Origin of the sequence: Campylobacter sp. GB48, assembly GCF_049221845.1 — a bacterium.
Taxonomy (GTDB): Bacteria; Campylobacterota; Campylobacteria; order Campylobacterales; family Campylobacteraceae; genus Campylobacter_D; species Campylobacter_D lari_C.
On record NZ_JBMJAR010000002.1, the window covers coordinates 82649 to 103162 of the forward strand.

Sequence of the window (20514 nt, forward strand, 5' to 3'; positions counted from 1 at the left end):
AGAAGCTTATTAAGCTTCTAGTTTATCCATAATTAATTTACTATCTTTTTCCAACTCTCTTATATCACTAATGATTGAATCATAATCTTCTTTTGATATATTTTCTTTTTTAGCTACTTCTATAGCTTTATTTGCAGATTTTTGTATTTTTTCACTTTTAGAGTCCATTTCGCTTTGAGAAATTAAAGGACAGAAAATACTTTTTGCATCTTCATCCTTACATAAAGTAGAAATAGGATCTAAATTTTGAAGTTTTTCTTGAGAACCATTAAGTGTTAAATACACATCGGATTTATACAAAATATGATCTATTTTCATAGCTGATAAAGTTAAATCGGAAGCAAATTTAATAAATTCTTTTCCTAAATGAGAACTTTTATCTTCTAATTCTCTAAATGCTTCACTAAAATCAGCAATTTTACTATTAGAAGAATTTGCAATATCAAATACCTTTTCACTATTTTCTTGTATTGAACTAATTTCTTGATTCATTACTTGAATTGCTAATGTAATCTCACCTGTTGCTTTTTGTGTTTTTTCAGCAAGTTGTCTTACTTCATCTGCAACCACAGCAAAACCCCTTCCATGCTCACCCGCACGAGCAGCTTCAATAGCTGCATTTAGTGCAAGAAGATTAGTTTGATCTGCTATATCTCTAATAACTTCTACAATTGCATTAATACTTTGAGCATTTGAAGCAAAAGTATCAACAGCATTTTTACTTTCATCGGCCACTTGCATCATAGAAGAAATCGAATCTTGTAAATTACCCACTTCTAAACCATTCTTTTGAGCAGTATCTGAAATAACCTTAATATCACCAAAAACTTCCCTCATTAACTTAATAATACCATTTAAAGCAGAAGATAAATCATTTAAATTTTTATTTTGACTATTCAAACTCAAATCCATCAATTCTCTTGATAAAGCATTTTTAAAAACAGATTTTCCTGTTTTTTTAATATCATCTAAAGCTTTATTGATAAAATTAATATTATGAACAAAAATTCCCTTTAAACCTTCAGGGATAGCCCTTCTAAAATACTCACCCTTTTGAGAACAAGCAATAGAAGTGTTAATTTCTCTCAAATATGCTTCTAAACCATCTATAGTATTGTTAAGATTATCTGCAATTTCTTTAAGCTTTTTGTTACTATATTTAATATATACAATTCTTGAATCAAAATTACCATTTTTTAATTCTCTACTAAGATCCAAGATTTTATCACTAAATTGATCTTCTTTTTTTAAAAGAATAAAAGTAAAAACAAACAATAAAAATAAAGACAAAGAAAATCCAAAAGAAATAATATCCATAAAATATATAGAATTTGCGCAAGACAAAATACTCAGACCAATACCAACTAATACAATATTTTTCATCAACATCCTTTCATTTTTGAATTTGCGTTATTAATTCATTGTAGCTCATTCCATAGGATTTTACTACAGCATTTAGTTCTTCAAGTCCTGCTTTTATACCACCTTCCTTTTCTTTTCTTATGAGAACTTTATAAATTTCTTCTATTGTTTTAATAGCTTCTGCTTTAGGTTTTCTTCTTACTGAATAATAATTTAAAATATTTTCATTGGTATCACAAGAAGCTGTAACATTAGCAAAAACCCAATAATAATCATCAAATTTGGTTTTATTTTTTACAAAAGCAAAGACCTCTCTTTTTAATTGGATATTATCCCATAAGTATTTAAAAACCGTTCTTGGCATATCAGGATGACGCATAATACTGTGAGGTTTGTATAAAATTTCATTAATTTCATAATCAGAATATTTCAAAAAATCCTCATTAGCATAGATAATTTCACCTTTTAAATTTGTTTTTGATGTTATCAAAACATCCGAAGTTAAAATTTTTTCTAATGACACAACTCAACTCCTTAATTTGAAAATTAAAAAGAGTAATATTATCTTATTTAAGAGTAATATTTTTTAAATATAAATTCCAACTTTCATTTTTGAAGCTCTAAAATTAACTGATTATAGCTCATGCCATAAGAATTAACTATTTTAATAAGTTCTTCCATACCTGCTTTTATACCTCCAGTTTTTTCAGCTTCTAACAAAATCTTATAAACTTGTTCTATGGTTGATATAGCTTCTCTTTTAGGTTTTCTTCTAACTGAATAATAATTTATAATATTTCCTTGATTATCAAATGAAGCTGTAACATTAGTAAAAACCCAATAATAATCATTTTGTTTGGTTTTATTTTTTACAAAGGCAAAAATTTCTTTTCCATCTTGTATATAATCCCATAAACATTTAAAAACAGTTTTTGGCATATCAGGATGACGCACAATATTATGTGGCTTATACAAAATCTCATTCATTTTATAACCAGCATATTTTAAAAAATCATCATTAGCATAAATGATATCTCCTTTTAAATCTGTTTTAGAAGTTATCAATGTATCTGGTTCTAAAATTTTTTCTTGTGACATTTTCATCCTTTTTAAATTTCATTTATAAATTATTATATTTAATGTATCATAAAATTTCATTAAAATTAAAACCTTTGTCATAAAGTATTCTTCTAACTAATTCTTGATGCTCCTTTCCTTTAGTTTCTAAAGTGATTGAAATCATCGCATCACCATAATCAAGCTTAGTTGAAAATCTATCATAATCAATTTTAACTATGTTGGCTTGAGCTTCTTTAATCGCATCACTCAAAGCACTCAAAGCTCCTGGTTTATCAACCAAAGTAACATTAATAAGCATTTTTCTAAAAGCTTTAAACAAACCTTTTTCTATAATAATATTTAACATTTGTACATCAATGTTTCCACCACTTAAAATCACACCAATTTTCTTATGGTTTTTTAAATCTATTTTTTTATGCAAAAGCGCGGCAACTGCTGATGCTCCAGCTCCTTCAACTGTTATTTTGTGTTTTTCAAGCAAATACAATACCGCATTAGCTATTTCCTCATCATCAACTTGAATAAAATCATCAACGCATTCAAGAATAATGTCAAAATTAATTTTATTCACATCACGTACTGCTATACCATCAGCTATAGTTCTAACAGCTTTTGAATTGATTATTTTTTTACTTTTAAAACTCTCATACATCGCAGGAGCTCCCTTAGCACTCACTCCAATGACTTTTATAGCAGGATTAATTTGCTTAGCAGCACTTGCCACTCCACTAATCAAACCTCCTCCACCAACTGGAGCCAAAATCATATCTAAATCACTTATTTCATCAAGCATTTCAAGCATTAAAGTTCCCTGCCCTGCTATAATACTTTCATTTTCAAAAGGATGAATGAAATTTAAATGATGTTCTTTAGCATAATTTAGTGCATAAGCATAAGCCTCATCGAAATTATCTCCTTTTAAGATCACTTTTGCACCTAAATTTTTAGTCGCACTTACTTTTAGTAAAGGCGTAGCTTCAGGCATAACAATCACAGCCTCTATACCAAATTTTTTAGCACTAATTGCTACTCCTTGTGCGTGATTTCCTGCACTTGCAGCTATTACACCTGCTTGTTTTTGTTCTTTAGTTAAATTAGCTATTGTGTTATAAGCTCCTCTGATTTTATAAGCACCTGTTTTTTGCAAATTTTCACATTTTAAAAAAACATCAGTTTCTAAAAACTCACTCAAAAAAGAAGAATGCACAAAAGGGGTTTTTAATACAAAATCTGCGATTTTTTGTTTTGCTTGATAAATTTTATTTAATTCAACCATGATTATCCTTTTTGTAGTTCTATTTTAATACAACGATCTTGAACGCAATTTATACCATATTTTTTACATTTTTGCATTATTTCTTCATTGATAATGTCAAGTTGCATCCAAAAATTTTTAATCTTTTTACTCAAAAGATCTTCAAAAATTTCATTTGCAAAACTTGCTTTTCTAAACATTACAACCGTATCAACTTCAAAAGGGATTTCTTTTAAGTTTCTATAAACTCTTTCATTTAAAATAAAATCTTCTTTAGGATAGATGGGATAAATTTTATAACCTAAATCTTGTAAATATTTACTTACAAAATGAGAAGGTTTGTTTTGATTAGGGCTAAGTCCTATGATGGCTATATTTTTCATAGTACTTAGTATTTTATAACTATCACACAATGCTTTTTCCTTTTTAAAGCATTGTATCTAAAATCAAATTAATAAGAAGCTTTTTTTACAACCAATAAACAATACAAAATCAAAGCCATTGCAACTAATAAAGCACAAAAAGCATAAACATTAGCAAACCCTATACTTGGCTCTATAATGCCTAGCAAATAAGGACTTACTCCTATACCAAAATCTAAGGCTATAAAAAACGTAGAATTAGCCAAGCCCATTTTTTCTTTAGGTGCAAGTTTTATAGCTAAAGCTTGAGCGCTTGAAGTAGCATTAGCATAACCTAACGCACAAAAAACTCCAGCTAAAATAATCATATAAAAATTTAATGCAAAAGTAAGTAAAAGCAAACACACTATAAAACTCAAAAAGGAAAAAATCATCACAATGTTAGCACCATATTTATCAAACACTTTACCAGCAAGTGGCCTAAAAACCATAGAAAATCCAGCATATATTACAAAAAACATAGATCCAGCAAAAGCTAAATTTAAACTTTGGGTATAAGCACTCATATAAGCTATAATAGCACCAAAAGGACATGCAAGCAAAAAGGTTACCAAGGCTAAATTTAAAACTGATTTTTCAAAATAATTATAAATACTAAATTTTCTTTTTATATGATGATGTTTTTTAAATCTTCTTACTTTTAAAAAAATAGATAAGATTAATGCAAAGACAATACTCAAACAAGCTATTAAAAAACTGATCCAAAATTGATTGATAGAGTCAAGTTTTATGGCCAAAAAAGGCCCTAAAGCCGAAGTTAAAACAACGCTTGTAGCATAATATCCTATGCCAACTCCTCTTTTATTGCTAGGTATTATCCTAGCAATAGCTGCCCCGCACGCACAAGAACAAATTCCATAACAAACCCCTGCTAAAAAGCGTATCAAAATCAAAAAATATACATTATAAAATTTCAAATACATTAAATTAATAAAAAGATAAAACAAAAGTGAAAATACTATAACCTTTTTTATATTAACATCATCGATTATAGAACCAAAATAAAGTCTAGAAAGCAAAGCGCCTATAACAAAAGCTCCCATAATAAGACCTGCGGTGCTAGTTTGAAGGTTTAAAACACCTAAAACATAATCTGTACTAGAAATAGTACTCATATAAAAAACAAGACAAATAGCAAAATTTATCCCAAAAATACAGAAAAAATTTATATTAAATAAATTATATTTTTTACTTAATCCCATGAAAAAACCTTTTAAATTTTCTCATTGATATAATCAAGCAATTTTAAAAGTCTTTCTTGATCTTTTACATCTAAGATATCTAAAATCTTTCTTTCATATTTTCTTATATAAGCATTTGCATCTAAAAAAATTTCTTTACCTTTAGCGCTTAAAGTAATGATTTTTTCTCTTTTATCATCTGCTTTTAAAAACTCTATATATTCAAGTTTTGCTAATTTAGAAACAACTCTAGAAAGTATAGCTTTATCCATCTGATAAAACTCACATATTGGAGCTAAAGTGCTACAACCATGCTGATTTAAATATACAAAAACCCTCCAATCACTTGATTTTAATCCAAAGGGTTTTAAAATTTCATTGACTTGATAGAGTATTTTTCTATTTGTATAAGTAATTTTTTGAAATAAAATAAAAAATCCTTTATAAAAATTAATTGATTAAATCAACTATTTTTATAATAACAAAGCTTGTATAAATTCTAACTTATACTAAGCTTTTTTTCTTAAATGCACCCCACATTCAAGATGAGGAGTATTGGCAAATTGATCAAAAAAGGCCAAATTTAAAATTTCATGACTTTGACATAAGATTTCAAGATTTTCTTTTAAAGTGATAGGATTGCATGAAATATAAATGATATTTTCATAATTCTTAATAAGTTCAATCACGCTTAGATCAAGCCCTGCTCTTGGAGGATCAACCAAGACATGAGATATTTTAAAGCTATCTAAATCTATACCTTTTAAACGGTTAAATTCTCTTTCTTTTTTCAAAGCTTGGCTTAACTCTTCGCTAGAAAGCCTTGTAAAAGCTATATTTTCAATAGAATTTAAAACACAATTTTTTAAAGCAAATTCTATATTTTTTTTAGAAATTTCAGTTGCTAAAACTTTGTTAAAGTTTCTTGCTAAAGCTATGGTAAAATTTCCATAACCACAATAAAGCTCTAATAAATCTTGTTTAAAATCACTTCCAATACAAGATACAACCCATTCAATCATCTTTTCATTGATAAAAGTATTAGGCTGGATAAAACAATCATTGTTAAACTCATACAAAAATTCATTTGTATTGATTTTTAAAGCTTGTCTTAAATTTTCCCCGTTAAATACAAGTTTTTTACCCCTGCTTCTTGCTATGAGTTTGAGATTTAATTTTTCTGCTAATTGTTGCAAATCTTGTGCAATTAGCTCTATATTTTTATGGAAAAGTAAAGTTACACTTAAATCTAATTTTGTAGCTAAAAACTCTACTCCAAAAAGCTTATGTTTTAAATTTTCGCTTAGATTATTTAATAAAATAGGCATATGTTTTTGAATTTTTTCATCTGCTATATCAAATTTTTCAATAGGAATTTTTTTCTTATTTTCAAACATTGCATAAGAAATTTCCCCATTTTCATGATGATATATAGAAAATTCTGCTCTAGTTCTATAAGCTTTTATAGGTGATTTAAAACACTGAATTTCTTCATTATATAAAGAAGAAAACAATGCTTTATTTAAAGCAATCTTTTCTTCAAAATGCATCTACGCATCTACCTTTTTGCCAACTACAAAGAGCAAAGCTATCATAGCTAAGATTCCAAAAACAAGTCCAAGCCATACATTAAGTCCTAGTGCTACCGGTAAATAACCACAAAGTATACTAATAGCACAAACACTCAAAGCATAAGGCATTTGCGTGCTAACATGAGCTAAAAGATCGCACTTACTTCCCATAGATGAAAGTATCGTGGTATCAGAAATTGGCGAGCAATGATCTCCAAAAATAGCTCCTGTTAAAACCCCTGAAATATTAATAATCATATATTGATGCAACTCTACTCCACTTAATTCATTATGAACACCAACAGCCATAGCTAAAGGAATAGCCAAAGGCATTAAAATACCCATAGTCCCATAACTAGTTCCTGTTGAAAAAGAAATAATAGAAGCAAAAATAAAAATTGCCGTAGGAAGTAAGTAAATAGGTGTTTTATCTGAAAATAGATCAATTAAATATTTAGAAGTTCCTAAATCCTTAATCACAGAAGCTAACGACCATGCGCAAAGTAAAATAATCACAGTCATAATCATAGTTCTCCAACCATGAGTCCAAACTGCAATAGCTTCTTTTAAAGTAAATATTTTTCTATACATTCCTAAAATAATAGCTACTATGGTAGCTAAAAGTGCTGCTTGAAATAATACTACAGAAGCATCAGCTGCGCCAAAAGTTTCTCTAAAAGCAAATAAACTAAGCGGTGCTGCATTAATTTGTGCTTTAATACTCGCATCATCTAGGGCATTATAACCACTAAAATAAAAACCTATAAATGAAAATACAATCAAAACAGCCAAAGGTATAATGGCATTAGAAGCTTGCAGTTTTACATGCTCTTTTGGCTCTAAAACCTTATCTTCTATATTATCAATTTGCTCATGACCATGAGAAAATTTACCCGCTCTAGCTCTAAGCTCAGCTTTTAACATAGGTCCAAATTCTCTACCTGTATAAATAGTCAAAACAACAAAAATCAACATAAAAAGATTATAAAATCTATAAGGTAAGGTTTGTACAAAGATTTCAAAAGCATTGATTTCTTCTTTTACTATACCTAAATGCGCAAAAGTGGCATTATCGATTAAATCATATCCGCTACGAATTAAAGAAATTTCAAGTCCTATCCAAGTAGAAATGATAGCAAGACCGGTAATTGGCGCTGCAGTTGCATCCATGATAAAAGCAAGTTTTTCACGGCTTACTCTAAATTTATCTGTCACTGGACGCATGATAGGACCTACAATTAATGAATTAGCATAATCATCAAAGAAAATAAAAATCCCCATACACCAAGTAGCAAATTGTGAGCTTTTTGCTTGCTTAGCTTTAGTAGAAAGCCAAACAGCCACAGCTTTAGTACCACCTGTTTTGGTAATAAGAGCTACAACACCACCTATAGTTAAAACTTGTAGTAAAATTCCTGCATTACCAGGACTTGCCATAGCATTTACTACTTTAGAAATAAAACCTGTAAAAGAAGCTATGATAGCATGATAAATACTATTTTCGATAAGTCCTAGCATAAAAGTGCCACTTAATGCACCAATAAACAACGAAAGCACTACATCTTTAGTAATAAAAGCCAAAATAATAGCCGTCACCGGTGGCAAAAGCGTCCAAACTCCAAAAAGTTCTGCATTTGCTTGTGCATCGGCAAATAACAATAAAGGAGCCAATAATAAATAAAAAATTTTCATATTTTTCCTTAAGTTTTTATATTTTTTCGCTAAAAGTTCCCGCCCATGTTTGAGTTACAGGCATAAGTTCAATTTCGTTAATATTAATATGCTCAGGCAAGCTAATAATAAAAGTAATAATTTTTGCTATATCTTCAGCTTTAATATATTTAGTATTTTCATAAACCTCATCAGCTTTTTTAATATCACCTTTAAATCTCACTTCACTAAATTCAGTTTTACAAAGCCCTGGAGCGATATTTGTTACTTTTATATTGCTTCCGCGCAAATCCGTTCTTAAAGCTTTAGAAAATTGTGCCACAAAAGCTTTCGTACCACAATAAACATTACCTCCATAATAAGGCACATTTGCTGCAATTGAACCAAGATTAATCACATGAGCATTTTTTGCCTTTCTAAGTAAAGGTAAAGTAGCTCTTGCTATGTATAAAAAACCTTTAATATTAGTGTCCACCATGGCTTCAATATCTTCAATATCTAAAGAATCAAACTCATTTAAACCCAAAGCAAGACCTGCATTGTTAACAAGCAAAGAAATATTTTGTAAATCTTGAGGTAAATTTTCAATTGCTGCAAAAACTGCTTGTTTATCCCTAACATCAAGCACAATAGGATAAATTTTATCCCTATAAAGCTCTTGTAGTTTTTCTAATCTTTCTTTACGTCTTGCTATGGCTATAACCTTATAATCAAGCTCTATCAAAGCTTTTAAACTCTCTAGTCCAAAACCTGAGCTTACCCCTGTTATTAAAGCAATTTTCATGGTTGCGCCTCTTCATATAACATCAAATTTTCATTTTCTTTTAAACCAAGTTTTTTTAAAAATTTAATATTTTCTTCTTTTTTTGCAATGATGGCAAAATCAAGAGCATTAAATCCTAAATCATCTATTTCTTTATAATTAGCTTTGTAATCTATAAGCAACTTAAGCATTTTTACATCTGCATAATTTGCTCCATGCATAAAAATATTTTTAGAAGTATGCTCAAGCGCACATAAGGTGATAAAATATGGTGTATTGCTTCCCATACTGGCAATAGAAAGTTTTTCATTATCATTAATGTATTTTTGATTTACATTTGCACCATTTTCAAGCAAAAGCTTGGCAACTTTATAGTTGCTATATTCAACAGCATAAAACAAAGGTGTTTTCCCAAAAGAATTTTTATAATCAACCACCGCTTCATTTTCAAGCAAAAGCTTAACGTTTTCTGCATTATCTAGTGCAAAAAATAAAGCAGATTCATAACCTTCATTTATTTTTACACCTAATTTAATAAATTCTCTTATAATCTCACTTTCTCTATTATTTAACAAGGCTGATTTAAAACCATTGTTTAATTCTAAATTACTAATTTTTTTAGTATAAATATACTCTTTAATTTGCTCCAAAGAGTTATTTTTATTAGCTACAAATTTTTCAAAATCTGAAATATCTTTAAAAATTTTAGTCTCGCCAACTGCCCAATTTAAAAATTCATTCAAAGCATTACTAGCAAAATAAATCGCACTTGCTTTATCTAGGTTAAATTCCTTTTGAAAATATCTTGTTAAAGGATTAATCGCATTATTATATTCTTTCCAAAATTCCTTAAAAAGTTTAAAATTTCCAATACTTTGATAAGCCCAAAATCTAAAATACGCTTTTAATTTTGCAAATTTTTCTTCAAGTATTATAGGATCTTGTAAAGTCTTTTGATAGCCTTGTGGATCAAGTGCAATTTCTAATAATTTAAAATCAAATTTTCTCAAATCACTAAAATATTCTCCGCCCATACAAGCACTATTACTTCCTCTAATTTCATTAGCAAGTTCATATAACCTTTTTGTGATTTGATGGTTTTTTAAAGAAAAAGCACAATTTAAATCCACTTGAGCAAAATCTTGTGTATTTTTTGGCTCAAACTCTTTAAAAAAATCAGCCTTATTTTCCTTAACATACTCACAACTATAATCCAAAGCTAAAGCATTTAAACTTATAATCAAACTAAATAATAAAATCTTCAAATATTTTCCTTGAATATAAATTAAATCACTATTTTAACTAAATTTTTGCTTTAATAACAATTAATTAATTTAAAATTCATACAATGCTTGCTTTTAAAATAAGGAAAAATATGTATCAAAGTTTTTATAAAGCTAGTTTTGCTTATATTCTTTTACAAAGTGATAAAGATAAGCTTATTAATGTTGATTTTACTATATACAAGCCTGATTTTACCAAAGATAAACACCCTGTTTTAGAACAAGCCTTAGAAGAACTAGACCTTTATTTTAATAAAAAGCTTTTTGCTTTTAACACTCCTCTAGCTCTTTGGGGAAGCGAATTTGAACAAAAGGTATATAAAGCTTTGATAAAAATTCCTTATGGACAAACTAAAACTTATCAAGAAATTGCTTCTTTTATCAATCACCCAAAAGCTTTTAGAGCAGTAGGTAATGCAAATTCTAAAAATAAACTTGCAATTTTTATACCTTGCCATAGAGTGGTAGCTAAAAACCACTTAGGTGGATATAATGGTGGTTTATTTATCAAAGAAGCTTTACTTAAATTAGAAGGCGTACTTTAAAATGCCAAGTTTATTACTAGCAAGTTTTATTTGGGCTTTTTCTTTTCCATTAATTGGGCATTTTATCACCCTAGAAATGGATAGTTTTTTTGCAGCATTTGCAAAAATTTTTTTGTCTTTATTAGTATTTTTACCTTTTTTAAATTTCAAGCTAAATTTGCATTTAAAACTAAAACTCATAAGCATTGGAGCTTTACAACTTGGTATAATGAATTTATTTTATTACCATTCTTTTTTATATTTAAGTGTAAGTGAAGTAGCACTTTTCACCATCTTTACGCCTTTTTATGTTGTGCTTTTTTATGGGTTTTTTTCAAAAAATCTTAGATATTTATATTTTATAAGTATTTTTATATGTATTATGGGTGCTTTTGTGGTTAAATTTGATAATATTAACTCTAATTTTTTATATGGCTTTTTACTTATTCAAGGGGCTAATTTAGTATTTGGAGCTGGACAAAGTTTTTATAAAATTTTATTAGAAAAAAATACAAAATTAAGTCAAAAAGAAGCTTTTTCTTATTTTTATTTAGGTGCAACCAGTATAACCTTACCTGCTTTTTTATTTTTTGGAGATTATAATAATTTACCATCCAATTTAAGTTCTTGGATAGCTTTGATTTATCTTGGGACTATTGCTTCAGGACTTGGATATTTTTTATGGAATAAAGGCTCTACTGAAGTAGATAGTGGAGTTTTAGCCTTGATGAATAATGCCATTATACCTATAAGTATTTTTATCAATATGAGTATTTTTGGAGTAGATGTAGAGCTGTTACCTTTTTGTATGGGGACTTTAATCATTCTTTTTTCATTTTTTATACATAAAAAAATCATGCATTATTATAATAAGAAATCTTACTCAAATACAAACCACTAGCAGGAGCTAAAAATCTACAATGAGCTTTTTTAGCATTAATTTGTTCTAAAAGCTCATTTTGGCTCATTTTTCCTTCTAATACTTTTAAAATACTTGCCATCATCATTCTAATTTGTGATCTTAAAAAACCATTTGCTTCAAAATAAAACACAGTGTAATTATTATAAGCATAAACTCTAGTTTTATACATTTTTCTTATACTTGTTTTATTATCAGAACCTTCTTTTTGAAAGAGTTTAAAATCATGCTCTCCTTCAAATAAAAAAGCAATTTCCTTGGCTAGTTTAATATTTATTTTTGGATAAAAATGCACATAAGATGCTAAAAAAGGATTATATTTTTCATGACTTATAATATAGCGATATGCTCTTTTTTGCACATCAAAACGCACTTGGAAATTTTCTTGTATTCTTTGAATATGCTTTATATGTATAAATGGGTGCGCAAAATGATTGATTTTATTTTTTAAATACACAAAATCTTTAAAATGTTCCCCTACTTTTACACAAGCGACTGCATTAAATGCATGCACACCTTTATCAGTTCTTGAAGCAAATAAAGGCTTTTCATAAATACCCAAATGCGACAAGGCCTGTGCTAAGGTATCTTGGATACTAAGCTTATGTGGCTGGGTGGCTGAACCTTGAAATTTAGAACCATCATAAGAAAAAGTTAATTTTAAAAGCATTAATACTTACTTGCAATTTTTGCTTTAAAATAAAACAAAGAAGTAATTAAAAAGCTTGAAAAAATCACAGCAATAGCTACAAAAGGAGGATTATAAAAACTAATCAAAAGCGTAAAATAAGCAAAAATAATCACAAAAATTCCAAAATAAGCAAAACCTTTTTCATAACGATAAGTTACTATACCAAAAGAAAGCGCAAAAAGCACGCTAGCCAAAGGAAATAAAGCTATAAGAATATAAATAACAAATTCTTTTGCTTTTTCTTTATTGCTTGTTACATCAGACCAATACCCATAAAAACTTTGAGTATTTAATTCTTTAGAAGAAAGCTTGCTTTTAATTAATAAATTTTTAAAACTAGAAATATGCCAATCTTCTTCTTTAATCTCATAAGCCTTTCCTTCATCTAGCTTAAAAGTAATAATCCCATCATTGGTTTCTAACTTTCCTTCTTTAGCTAAAATCACTTGTTCTTTATCTTGTAGGTTTTTCTTTGGATGATACATTATGATATTTTTATAAGTTTCATCAGAATTTTTAGCATCAATAAAAACAAGCCATTCTCCATATCTTTGTCCAAATTCCCCTGTTTTTATGCTTACTTTAGCGCTAATTTTTTTATAATCTACAAAATTATCAAAAAGTTCAAAAGATATAGGTATAAAAACCGAAACCACCAAAAGCATAAAAGCACTTACTAAAGCTGCAATTTTTGCAAAAAAACTTGCTATCATGCTTGGAGCTATACTCAAAGCAAACAACACCGTGCTTTCATTTTCCCTAGAAAGTCTATAAAAAGCTAAAGTCAAAGCAATGAAAAAAGATATAGGTAGAGTAAAAATCAATATCTTTGGTAAAAGAAAAATATACAATTTGATTAATTCAAAAAAAGTAATTTCAATATAAGCAGTAATTTTAGCAAGTTGTATAAAAAATATAATCGAAACAATAATAAATAAAGTAAAAAATAAAGATAACATTGTGCTTAAAAACTGATTAAGCAAATACTTATAAACTAGTTTCATAATATACTTTCTACACTTAGATTAATCAAAATTCCGCAAAATAAAAAAGGAACCATAGGTATTTGATAATCTTTCTTGGCTATTTTTATAAACATCAAAAGACTTAAAAAACTTGCAATAAATAAAATTAAAAAGCCTTTTTCATAGCCAAAAATTCCAAAAATCAAAGCTATTATTATAACATCACCTTCCCCTAAACTTTCTAAAATTTCATCTCTTTTTTTAAAATTTTTAATAAAATTAATCACACTTTTTAGTATGAAAATTAACCCCGCCCCAAAACACACTCGAAATAAAAAGCTATCTTGAAAATCCTCTAAATTTAAGCCATTTTGTAAAAAATCAAAACAAAAAGCTAAAATAAATAAAATCCAAAGCCAAAGCTCACTCACTGCTTTTAGATAATAATCCATCCAAGAAAGTGCTAAAAATATAGCTAGCATACAAGCAAAAATTAAAATTTGAAAAACATCTTCGATTAAATAAAAAGCAAAGACAAACAAACACGCACAAATAAATTCATTAAAAGGATAAATCAAAGAAATTTTTTCCTTACAAAAAGCACATTTGCCTTTTAAAAATACAAAAGATAACAAAGGAAAAAGATGATAAAATTTCAAAGTTTTAAGACACTTAGGACATTTTGATCTTGGACTTATTATGCTTTCTTTATTAATCGTTCTTAAAATCAAAACATTGACAAAAGAACCCACGCAAAATCCTAGTAATAAAAAGAAAAATATCATTTACCAAAGGTTCTTTTGCGTTTTTTAAACTCAGTAATAATATTTGTGATTTCTTTTTTAGTAAGTGCAGGAAATAAGGTTTGACTAAAATAAATTTCTGCATAACTTGACTGCCATAATAAAAAATTTGAAATTCTTTTAGCACTCCCTACCCTTAAAAACAAATCCACATCCTCGCTTAAGTCAAGATTTGCTCGTATATTTGCTTCATTAATTTCAAGATTTTTTTCAATCACCTTTTTAACTGCTCTAACTATTTCATCCTTGCCTCCGTAAGAAATAGCTAAATTAACGCGTAATTTTGTGTAATTTTTAGTTTGTTCTTGAAAATTTTGTATTTTTTTTAAGGTTAATTCATCTAAAAGATTTAAATTTCCTATGGCTTTAAAACGCACTTCATTGGCTATAAATTTATTCAAAGACTCATCGAGATATTTATTTAATAGCTTAAAAAGAAACTCCACTTCTTCTTTTGGTCTTTGCCAATTTTCTGTACTAAAAGCATAAAGGGTTAGATTTTGAATTTTTTCATCTATACACACTTCTATGATTTTTTCAACAACTTTAGCACCTTGACTATAGCCAATTTTTTCTAAAAGTCCATTTTTTCTAGCCCATCTCCTATTGCCATCCATTACCACAGCAAGATGTTTTAACTCATTCATTCTATCCCTTTATATCCATCAATCTTTTAAAAACAAACATAGGATTGAGTGTATTAACTACTTCAAATTTAAAATACTCGTTTAAAAAATGTGCTACTTTGGCAAAAGGTGTTTGTATATGTGTGATTTTACCATTATCAATTATAATTTTTAAAGCACCAAAAATTTCAAAATACAAATACACTTCTAAAATATTTCCATTTTTCTTAGCTTCAAACAAAGCCCTATTTCCCTCATAAACAAAAGGTATATGATAAATTCCTTCAAAAAATGCAAAAAACATTTCCTTATAAATTTCAAACTCATACGCACTTTTACTTTCCATAAGTCTTTGAATAATGAATTTTTTATACCAAGCTTTTTCATCACCTTCTTGCAAAAGCTTTTCTATGAGTTCAGCTCCCTCTTCAAAAAGTCTAATTTTAGGCTTTTTCAAAAGATTTTTAAAAGAAACCACGCCTTTATCTTCATAAACTTCAGCTAAATACTCCTCCCCTACTTCAAGCTCTATCAAACTTTTTGTTTCAAGCTTTTTAGTGTTTAAAAGCAATACATAGCGATTATATGCGCGTTTTTCTAAAATTTGCATTCTTACAGGTAAGGTTGAGTTGATGATATTCACCAAAGCTTCCTTAATTCTTGTGCTAAAATAAAGCCAAGTTTTTCTTTGCTTTGTTTAGAACTTTGAGAGATACTATCTTTAGTGATAAAACAAATGCTATTTTCATCACTTCCAAAATTCATTTGCTCATTTAAGACATTTAAACACACCATATCTAAATTTTTACTAACTAAAGATTTTTTAGCATTTTCTAAAGCATTTTGCTCATCAAATTCCATTTTAAAGCCTATTTTTTTACCTTTAAAATCTAAATTTTTTAAGATGTCTTTATTTAGCTTTAATTTTAAATCAAGTCCGTTTAAATGCTCATCTTTTTTAATCTTACCCTTGTAAGCCTCAAGAGTAAAATCACTCACAGCAGCAGCCATAATTAAAGCATCAAAATCTTTATATTTTTGCAATTTTTCTTTTAATTCTAAAGAAGATTCAAATTTTTCTAATTTATAAGGTGTTTTAAACTCTACTGAGCTAACTAGTACCACCTTAGCACCTAGAAAATACAAAGCATCAGCAACCGCCTTTGCCATTTTTCCACTTGAAAAATTACTAATACATCTTACATCATCAATTTTTTCTTTAGTTCCACCACCGCTTATAACAAAACTTTTATCTTTAAAAAAATCTTCTTGCATTAGACTTCTTTTTAAAGCATTTATAATGCTATCAAGCTCAGCCAAAGCTCCCAAACCCTCATCTTTACAAGCTAGGGTTTTAACTATAGAATCAATGATAATATAGCCTTGCTCTTTTAAATTTTTTAAAGAATTTTGAGTACTAAAATGTAAATACATGTTTGTATTTGCAGCAGGTGCGATTAAAAATGGTTTATTTTTATCTACTGCTATTAAAGTTTGAATAAATAAATTATCCGCTATACCATAGTTTAATTTATTGATAGAGTTTATACTAGCAGGTGCAAAAAGCACACAATCACAAGTCTTACTAAAGGCTATATGATTATTAGCATTTTGCCAACTTTCATTATCTTCACATAAAATTTCATCTGCTAAAGCTTCAAAGCTAAGCTTAGTACCAAATTTCAAAGCTCCCTGACTTAGCAAAACTTTAACCCTAAAACCTTCTTTTTTTAATAAAGAAATAAGCTCATAAGCTTTATAAAAAGCTATGCTTCCACTTACTGCTAGTAAGATTGTTTTCATTTTTTACCTAGTTTTTTATAGTAAAAATCTTCTATGATTTGCGTCTTTGCTCTATTGATATATAAAGAACCTTTTTCTACATCCTTACACACGGTGCTTCCTGCTGCGATGATTACCTCATCTTTTATCTCAACCGGAGCAATAAACTGCGTATCTGAACCCACAAAAACATTTTTACCTATTTTGGTTTTATGCTTTTTAACCCCATCATAATTACAAGTGATAGTTCCACAACCTATATTAGTTCCCTCATCTATCTCACAATCACCCAAATAACTCAAATGTCCTGCTTTAACTCCATTTAATAAAGCGTTTTTACATTCTACAAAATTTCCTATATGGGTATTTTTAAGCTGACATTTTGGGCGCAAATGCGCTAAAGGCCCTACATCGCTATTTTCTACTATACTATCTTCAATCACACTTGAGCTTTTAATGATAGAATTAATGATTTTTGATTTTCCTTCTATACGCACATTTTCATACACTTCACACTCGCCTACAAACTCAACCTCATCTGAAATAAAAGTCGTCGCAGGCATGTGAAAAATTACCCCTTGCTTCATCCATTCTTTTTTAATCGCTTCTTGCATAAGATCTTGAGCTAGGCAAAGCTCTACTTTATCATTTACTCCCATAAAATCTTGCTCATTTACAAACACCGCATCGATTTCATAGCCCTTTTCTTTCGCTAAATAAACCGCATCGGTTAAATAATACTCTTTAGCTTTATTATCATTTTTTATCAAAGGCAATACTTCTTTTAAAATTTGTGCTTTTATAGCATAAACGCCACTATTACAAATGTTTATAGCAAGTTCTTCTTTGCTTGCATCTTTTGTTTCAACTATTTTTTGAATTTTATTTTCTTTTAATACTATTCTTCCATAACTTTTTGGATCTTTTGCCTCAAAAACCGCCACATTAAAATCACTCTCATTTAAAGCTATTTTTTCTAAATCATCTGCTTTAACTAAAGGCATATCACCACATAAAATCAATACTTTTTCATGCTTACTCTCATAACCCCTTAAAGCCCCTGCAGTACCTGGAAAATTTTGCAAGTCTTGTTCCAAAAAACGTGTATTTGGAAAATGCTCTAAAACAACTTGTTCAACCTTTTCTTTTTGATGAGAAAGCACCACACATACATCATCACTAATTTTATATGCTTGTTTTAAAATATGTAAAATCATTGCTTTTGAGCAAATTTTTTGAAGCACTTTTGGATTTTGTGATTTCATACGCGTGCCAAGTCCAGCAGCCAAAATAAGCACAGAAATTTTCATAATTTACCTTTGTTTTAAAAATTATTGCTTATTTTAACAAGCTAAAGTAAAAAAATATATTTAATTCAAACAAACTAAATATAATTTTAATTATTTTTGACATATTTTTTAATTCATTTTTAATTCATCAAACCAATTTTGTACTATATGTTGTGGTAATTTTATTAATTCTTCTGACCATATATTTTGATATGCATAATTAATATTTAATTCATTTGTTTTTAGATTATAAATAATTTTCATTTCAGTTGGAATTTTTTGATTACATCTTTTACATAATCTTTCTATTGCTTCAATATTAGTAAGCAACACATCTAAAACAATACCTTGACTATCAGAGGATACATCAAAAGAATAATCATTAAAAGCTTCATTAATTTTATGCTTCATATACATTTTATTATTTATTTTATAAAAATAATCCCCCAACAAAGTACCATCCTCGTTACAACAATATATATAAACAACATCCACTTGATAATTGACATATTTTAAACAAGCTTTTAACATATTTGCTTGTAAAATACTTATTTCTTCTTCGAATATTTTTTTCATAGCAATAACCTAGTGTAATTTATGAAGACATATTATACTGTAATTTAAGAGTAATTTTGATATAGTAACATTATATTTATAATCAAGGGGATATTTTGAGGGTTTTGTTAGTTTTATTTTTATTAAGTTTAACTCTTTTTGGTGCTGAAGCAACCATACCAACTGTAAATTTAAGTCTTAGCGCTCCAAATAGCCCACAGCAACTTGTAACAACCCTAAACATAGTCATAGTTTTAACTATATTAGCTCTTGCTCCTACTATTATTTTTGTAATGACTTCATTTTTAAGACTTGTAGTAGTGTTTTCTTTTTTAAGAACAGCCCTTGGTACTCAAACTATGCCACCAAATACTATTTTAGTTACCTTAGCTTTGATTTTAACTTTTTTCATTATGGAGCCTGTGGCTACAAAATCATACAATGAAGGTATAAAACCTTATATCGCTGAACAAATAGGCTACGAAGAAGCTTTTGCCAAAAGCGTGAAACCTTTTAAGGATTTTATGCTAAAAAACACCAGAGAAAAAGATTTAGCGCTTTTTTATAGGATTAGAAATTTAGAAAATCCAAAAACCATAAATGATGTGCCTTTAACAGTTTTAGTGCCAGCCTTTATGATAAGTGAGCTTAAAACTGCTTTTGAAATAGGCTTTTTACTTTTCTTGCCATTTTTGGTTATTGATATGGTAGTAAGCTCGGTATTGATGGCTATGGGTATGATGATGTTACCTCCTGTTATGATTTCTATGCCTTTTAAGCTTTTGATATTTGTGCTTGTAGATGGATGGAATTTACTCATACAAAATTTAGTCAAAAGCTTTTTAACTTAGCAGAATAAAATGTATATTTTTTCTTCCTTATTTAGTATATTTTGCTTACTTTTTGGTGGATACTTTGCTAAAAAAATCAAAATTTTAAAACAAAAACAAGCGCGTGCTTTTTTAGATTTTGCTATTATTTTTGCCTTGCCTTGCTTGATTTTTGAGCGCGCTTATCATTTAAATTTTGATTTTTCTTTAATTATTATTATATTGCTTGGGTTGGGTTGTGCTATTGTTTCAGCATTATGTTGTGTATTTTTAGCTCTTTGCTTTAAATTTAGCAAAAGCACTCTTGTAAGTATTTTTTTACTTTCTAGCTTTGGAAATACTTTGTTTGTAGGTATACCTATTATTAGTGGAATTTATCAAGATCCTCATTTTTTGAGCGAGATTATCCTTTATGATGCTCTTGCTACTTCTTTACCTGTAGCTTTGCTTGCTCCCTTTATCATATCTTTAGCTAGCGAGCAAAAAATAAGCTTTTTACAAAATCTTAAAAAAGTTTTTACTTTTCCACCTTTTGTTGCTTTGATTTTAGGACTTTGTTTTAAGCTTACTACACTTCCTGATTTTATCTTTGAACCTTTGCGTATGCTTGGAGCTAGCGCTACACCTATAGCGCTTTTTGCCATAGGTTTAAATTTAGGCTTTTTAAGTATAAAAACTTCTTATAAAGCAACCATAATAGTCATTTTTGGCAAAATGATACTCACACCTTTAATCTTTTTAGTGCTTTTAAAGCTTTTAAATTTCAAATTAAATCCTAGCTCTATCATCGCTTTACTTGAATCAGCTATGCCTACTATGACAATGGTTGCAGCTATGATTATGAAAGCAAAACTTGATACGAATTTAGCAGTTAGTTCTGTGGCTTTTGGTATAGTTTTTGCCTTTATTTCTTTACCCATTTGGGTATATTTTCTAAGCTAA

The 20514-nt window shown here is 28.4% G+C and carries 23 protein-coding genes; 4 read left to right on the forward strand and 19 right to left on the reverse strand.

The window, feature by feature from the left end:
* Nucleotides 1-9: 9 nt before the first annotated feature.
* The 11 genes from ACOTVC_RS01800 to ACOTVC_RS01850 all read right to left on the reverse strand — a co-directional run bounded on the left by ACOTVC_RS01800 (nt 10) and on the right by ACOTVC_RS01850 (nt 10570).
* Nucleotides 10-1389, reverse strand: a complete 1380-nt coding sequence (locus ACOTVC_RS01800; protein WP_421627550.1) for a methyl-accepting chemotaxis protein — start codon at nt 1387-1389, stop codon at nt 10-12.
* A 4-nt stretch (nt 1390-1393) separates the two neighbouring features.
* Nucleotides 1394-1885 (reverse strand): PAS domain-containing protein, encoded by a 492-nt coding sequence (locus ACOTVC_RS01805; RefSeq protein ID WP_039641706.1) that lies wholly within the window; start codon nt 1883-1885, stop codon nt 1394-1396.
* A gap of 83 nt (nt 1886-1968) precedes the next feature.
* Nucleotides 1969-2460: a PAS domain-containing protein gene (locus ACOTVC_RS01810; protein WP_039641708.1), complete on the reverse strand. Its 492-nt coding sequence runs from the start codon at nt 2458-2460 to the stop codon at nt 1969-1971.
* Between the two features lie 46 nt (nt 2461-2506).
* Nucleotides 2507-3718 (reverse strand): threonine ammonia-lyase, encoded by a 1212-nt coding sequence (gene ilvA / locus ACOTVC_RS01815; protein ID WP_214116898.1) that lies wholly within the window; start codon nt 3716-3718, stop codon nt 2507-2509.
* A gap of 2 nt (nt 3719-3720) precedes the next feature.
* Nucleotides 3721-4080 (reverse strand): CoA-binding protein, encoded by a 360-nt coding sequence (locus tag ACOTVC_RS01820; RefSeq protein ID WP_052241448.1) that lies wholly within the window; start codon nt 4078-4080, stop codon nt 3721-3723.
* A 68-nt stretch (nt 4081-4148) separates the two neighbouring features.
* Nucleotides 4149-5321, reverse strand: coding sequence for an MFS transporter (locus ACOTVC_RS01825; protein ID WP_421627552.1), 1173 nt, complete (start codon nt 5319-5321; stop codon nt 4149-4151).
* A gap of 11 nt (nt 5322-5332) precedes the next feature.
* Nucleotides 5333-5755, reverse strand: coding sequence for a winged helix DNA-binding protein (locus tag ACOTVC_RS01830; RefSeq protein WP_214116784.1), 423 nt, complete (start codon nt 5753-5755; stop codon nt 5333-5335).
* A gap of 54 nt (nt 5756-5809) precedes the next feature.
* Nucleotides 5810-6850, reverse strand: coding sequence for a tRNA (uridine(54)-C5)-methyltransferase TrmA (gene trmA / locus ACOTVC_RS01835; RefSeq protein ID WP_214116782.1), 1041 nt, complete (start codon nt 6848-6850; stop codon nt 5810-5812).
* Complete coding sequence (locus ACOTVC_RS01840; protein WP_214116781.1) at nt 6851-8563, reverse strand: Na+/H+ antiporter NhaC family protein; 1713 nt, start codon at nt 8561-8563, stop codon at nt 6851-6853. It lies immediately after the preceding gene.
* 16 nt (nt 8564-8579) lie between these two features.
* Nucleotides 8580-9326, reverse strand: a complete 747-nt coding sequence (locus ACOTVC_RS01845; RefSeq protein WP_214116780.1) for an SDR family NAD(P)-dependent oxidoreductase — start codon at nt 9324-9326, stop codon at nt 8580-8582.
* Complete coding sequence (locus ACOTVC_RS01850) at nt 9323-10570, reverse strand: ankyrin repeat domain-containing protein (RefSeq protein WP_214116779.1); 1248 nt, start codon at nt 10568-10570, stop codon at nt 9323-9325. Before ACOTVC_RS01850 ends, ACOTVC_RS01845 begins: the two co-directional genes overlap by 4 nt.
* A 110-nt stretch (nt 10571-10680) precedes the next feature.
* Between ACOTVC_RS01850 and ACOTVC_RS01855 the strand changes: the two genes are divergently transcribed.
* Together ACOTVC_RS01855 and ACOTVC_RS01860 are read left to right on the forward strand one after the other, a co-directional pair.
* Nucleotides 10681-11133 (forward strand): methylated-DNA--[protein]-cysteine S-methyltransferase, encoded by a 453-nt coding sequence (locus ACOTVC_RS01855; RefSeq protein ID WP_214116778.1) that lies wholly within the window; start codon nt 10681-10683, stop codon nt 11131-11133.
* 1 nt (nt 11134) lies between these two features.
* Nucleotides 11135-12013 (forward strand): EamA family transporter, encoded by an 879-nt coding sequence (locus ACOTVC_RS01860; RefSeq protein ID WP_214116777.1) that lies wholly within the window; start codon nt 11135-11137, stop codon nt 12011-12013.
* Here the strand turns inward: ACOTVC_RS01860 and truA are convergent.
* From truA to ACOTVC_RS01900, 8 genes are all read right to left on the reverse strand, one after another.
* Nucleotides 11967-12701 (reverse strand): tRNA pseudouridine(38-40) synthase TruA, encoded by a 735-nt coding sequence (truA, locus tag ACOTVC_RS01865; protein WP_421627556.1) that lies wholly within the window; start codon nt 12699-12701, stop codon nt 11967-11969. The genes ACOTVC_RS01860 and truA overlap by 47 nt on opposite strands.
* Entirely contained in the window at nt 12701-13726 is a 1026-nt protein-coding gene (locus ACOTVC_RS01870) for an LptF/LptG family permease (protein WP_421627558.1), read from the reverse strand. Before ACOTVC_RS01870 ends, truA begins: the two co-directional genes overlap by 1 nt.
* Nucleotides 13723-14472, reverse strand: coding sequence for a prepilin peptidase (locus ACOTVC_RS01875; RefSeq protein ID WP_257929203.1), 750 nt, complete (start codon nt 14470-14472; stop codon nt 13723-13725). Before ACOTVC_RS01875 ends, ACOTVC_RS01870 begins: the two co-directional genes overlap by 4 nt.
* Nucleotides 14469-15137 (reverse strand): polyprenyl diphosphate synthase, encoded by a 669-nt coding sequence (gene uppS / locus ACOTVC_RS01880; RefSeq protein WP_421627560.1) that lies wholly within the window; start codon nt 15135-15137, stop codon nt 14469-14471. Before uppS ends, ACOTVC_RS01875 begins: the two co-directional genes overlap by 4 nt.
* A 1-nt stretch (nt 15138) precedes the next feature.
* Nucleotides 15139-15759: a hypothetical protein gene (locus ACOTVC_RS01885; RefSeq protein WP_421627561.1), complete on the reverse strand. Its 621-nt coding sequence runs from the start codon at nt 15757-15759 to the stop codon at nt 15139-15141.
* On the reverse strand, nt 15756-16919 hold the full coding sequence (gene coaBC / locus ACOTVC_RS01890; protein WP_421627563.1) for a bifunctional phosphopantothenoylcysteine decarboxylase/phosphopantothenate--cysteine ligase CoaBC: 1164 nt from the start codon (nt 16917-16919) through the stop codon (nt 15756-15758). Before coaBC ends, ACOTVC_RS01885 begins: the two co-directional genes overlap by 4 nt.
* The gene (glmU, locus tag ACOTVC_RS01895) at nt 16916-18208 is read right to left on the reverse strand and encodes a bifunctional UDP-N-acetylglucosamine diphosphorylase/glucosamine-1-phosphate N-acetyltransferase GlmU (RefSeq protein ID WP_421627565.1); all 1293 of its coding nucleotides are present in this window, start codon (nt 18206-18208) and stop codon (nt 16916-16918) included. The genes coaBC and glmU overlap by 4 nt, the downstream gene beginning before the upstream one ends.
* 108 nt (nt 18209-18316) lie before the next feature.
* The gene (locus ACOTVC_RS01900) at nt 18317-18763 is read right to left on the reverse strand and encodes a hypothetical protein (protein WP_039641740.1); all 447 of its coding nucleotides are present in this window, start codon (nt 18761-18763) and stop codon (nt 18317-18319) included.
* A 95-nt stretch (nt 18764-18858) separates the two neighbouring features.
* Between ACOTVC_RS01900 and fliP the strand changes: the two genes are divergently transcribed.
* Both fliP and ACOTVC_RS01910 read left to right on the forward strand, forming a co-directional pair.
* Nucleotides 18859-19593, forward strand: coding sequence for a flagellar type III secretion system pore protein FliP (fliP, locus tag ACOTVC_RS01905; protein WP_039641742.1), 735 nt, complete (start codon nt 18859-18861; stop codon nt 19591-19593).
* Between the two features lie 9 nt (nt 19594-19602).
* A complete protein-coding gene (locus ACOTVC_RS01910) occupies nt 19603-20514 on the forward strand; it encodes an AEC family transporter (protein WP_214114791.1) in 912 nt (303 codons plus the stop codon).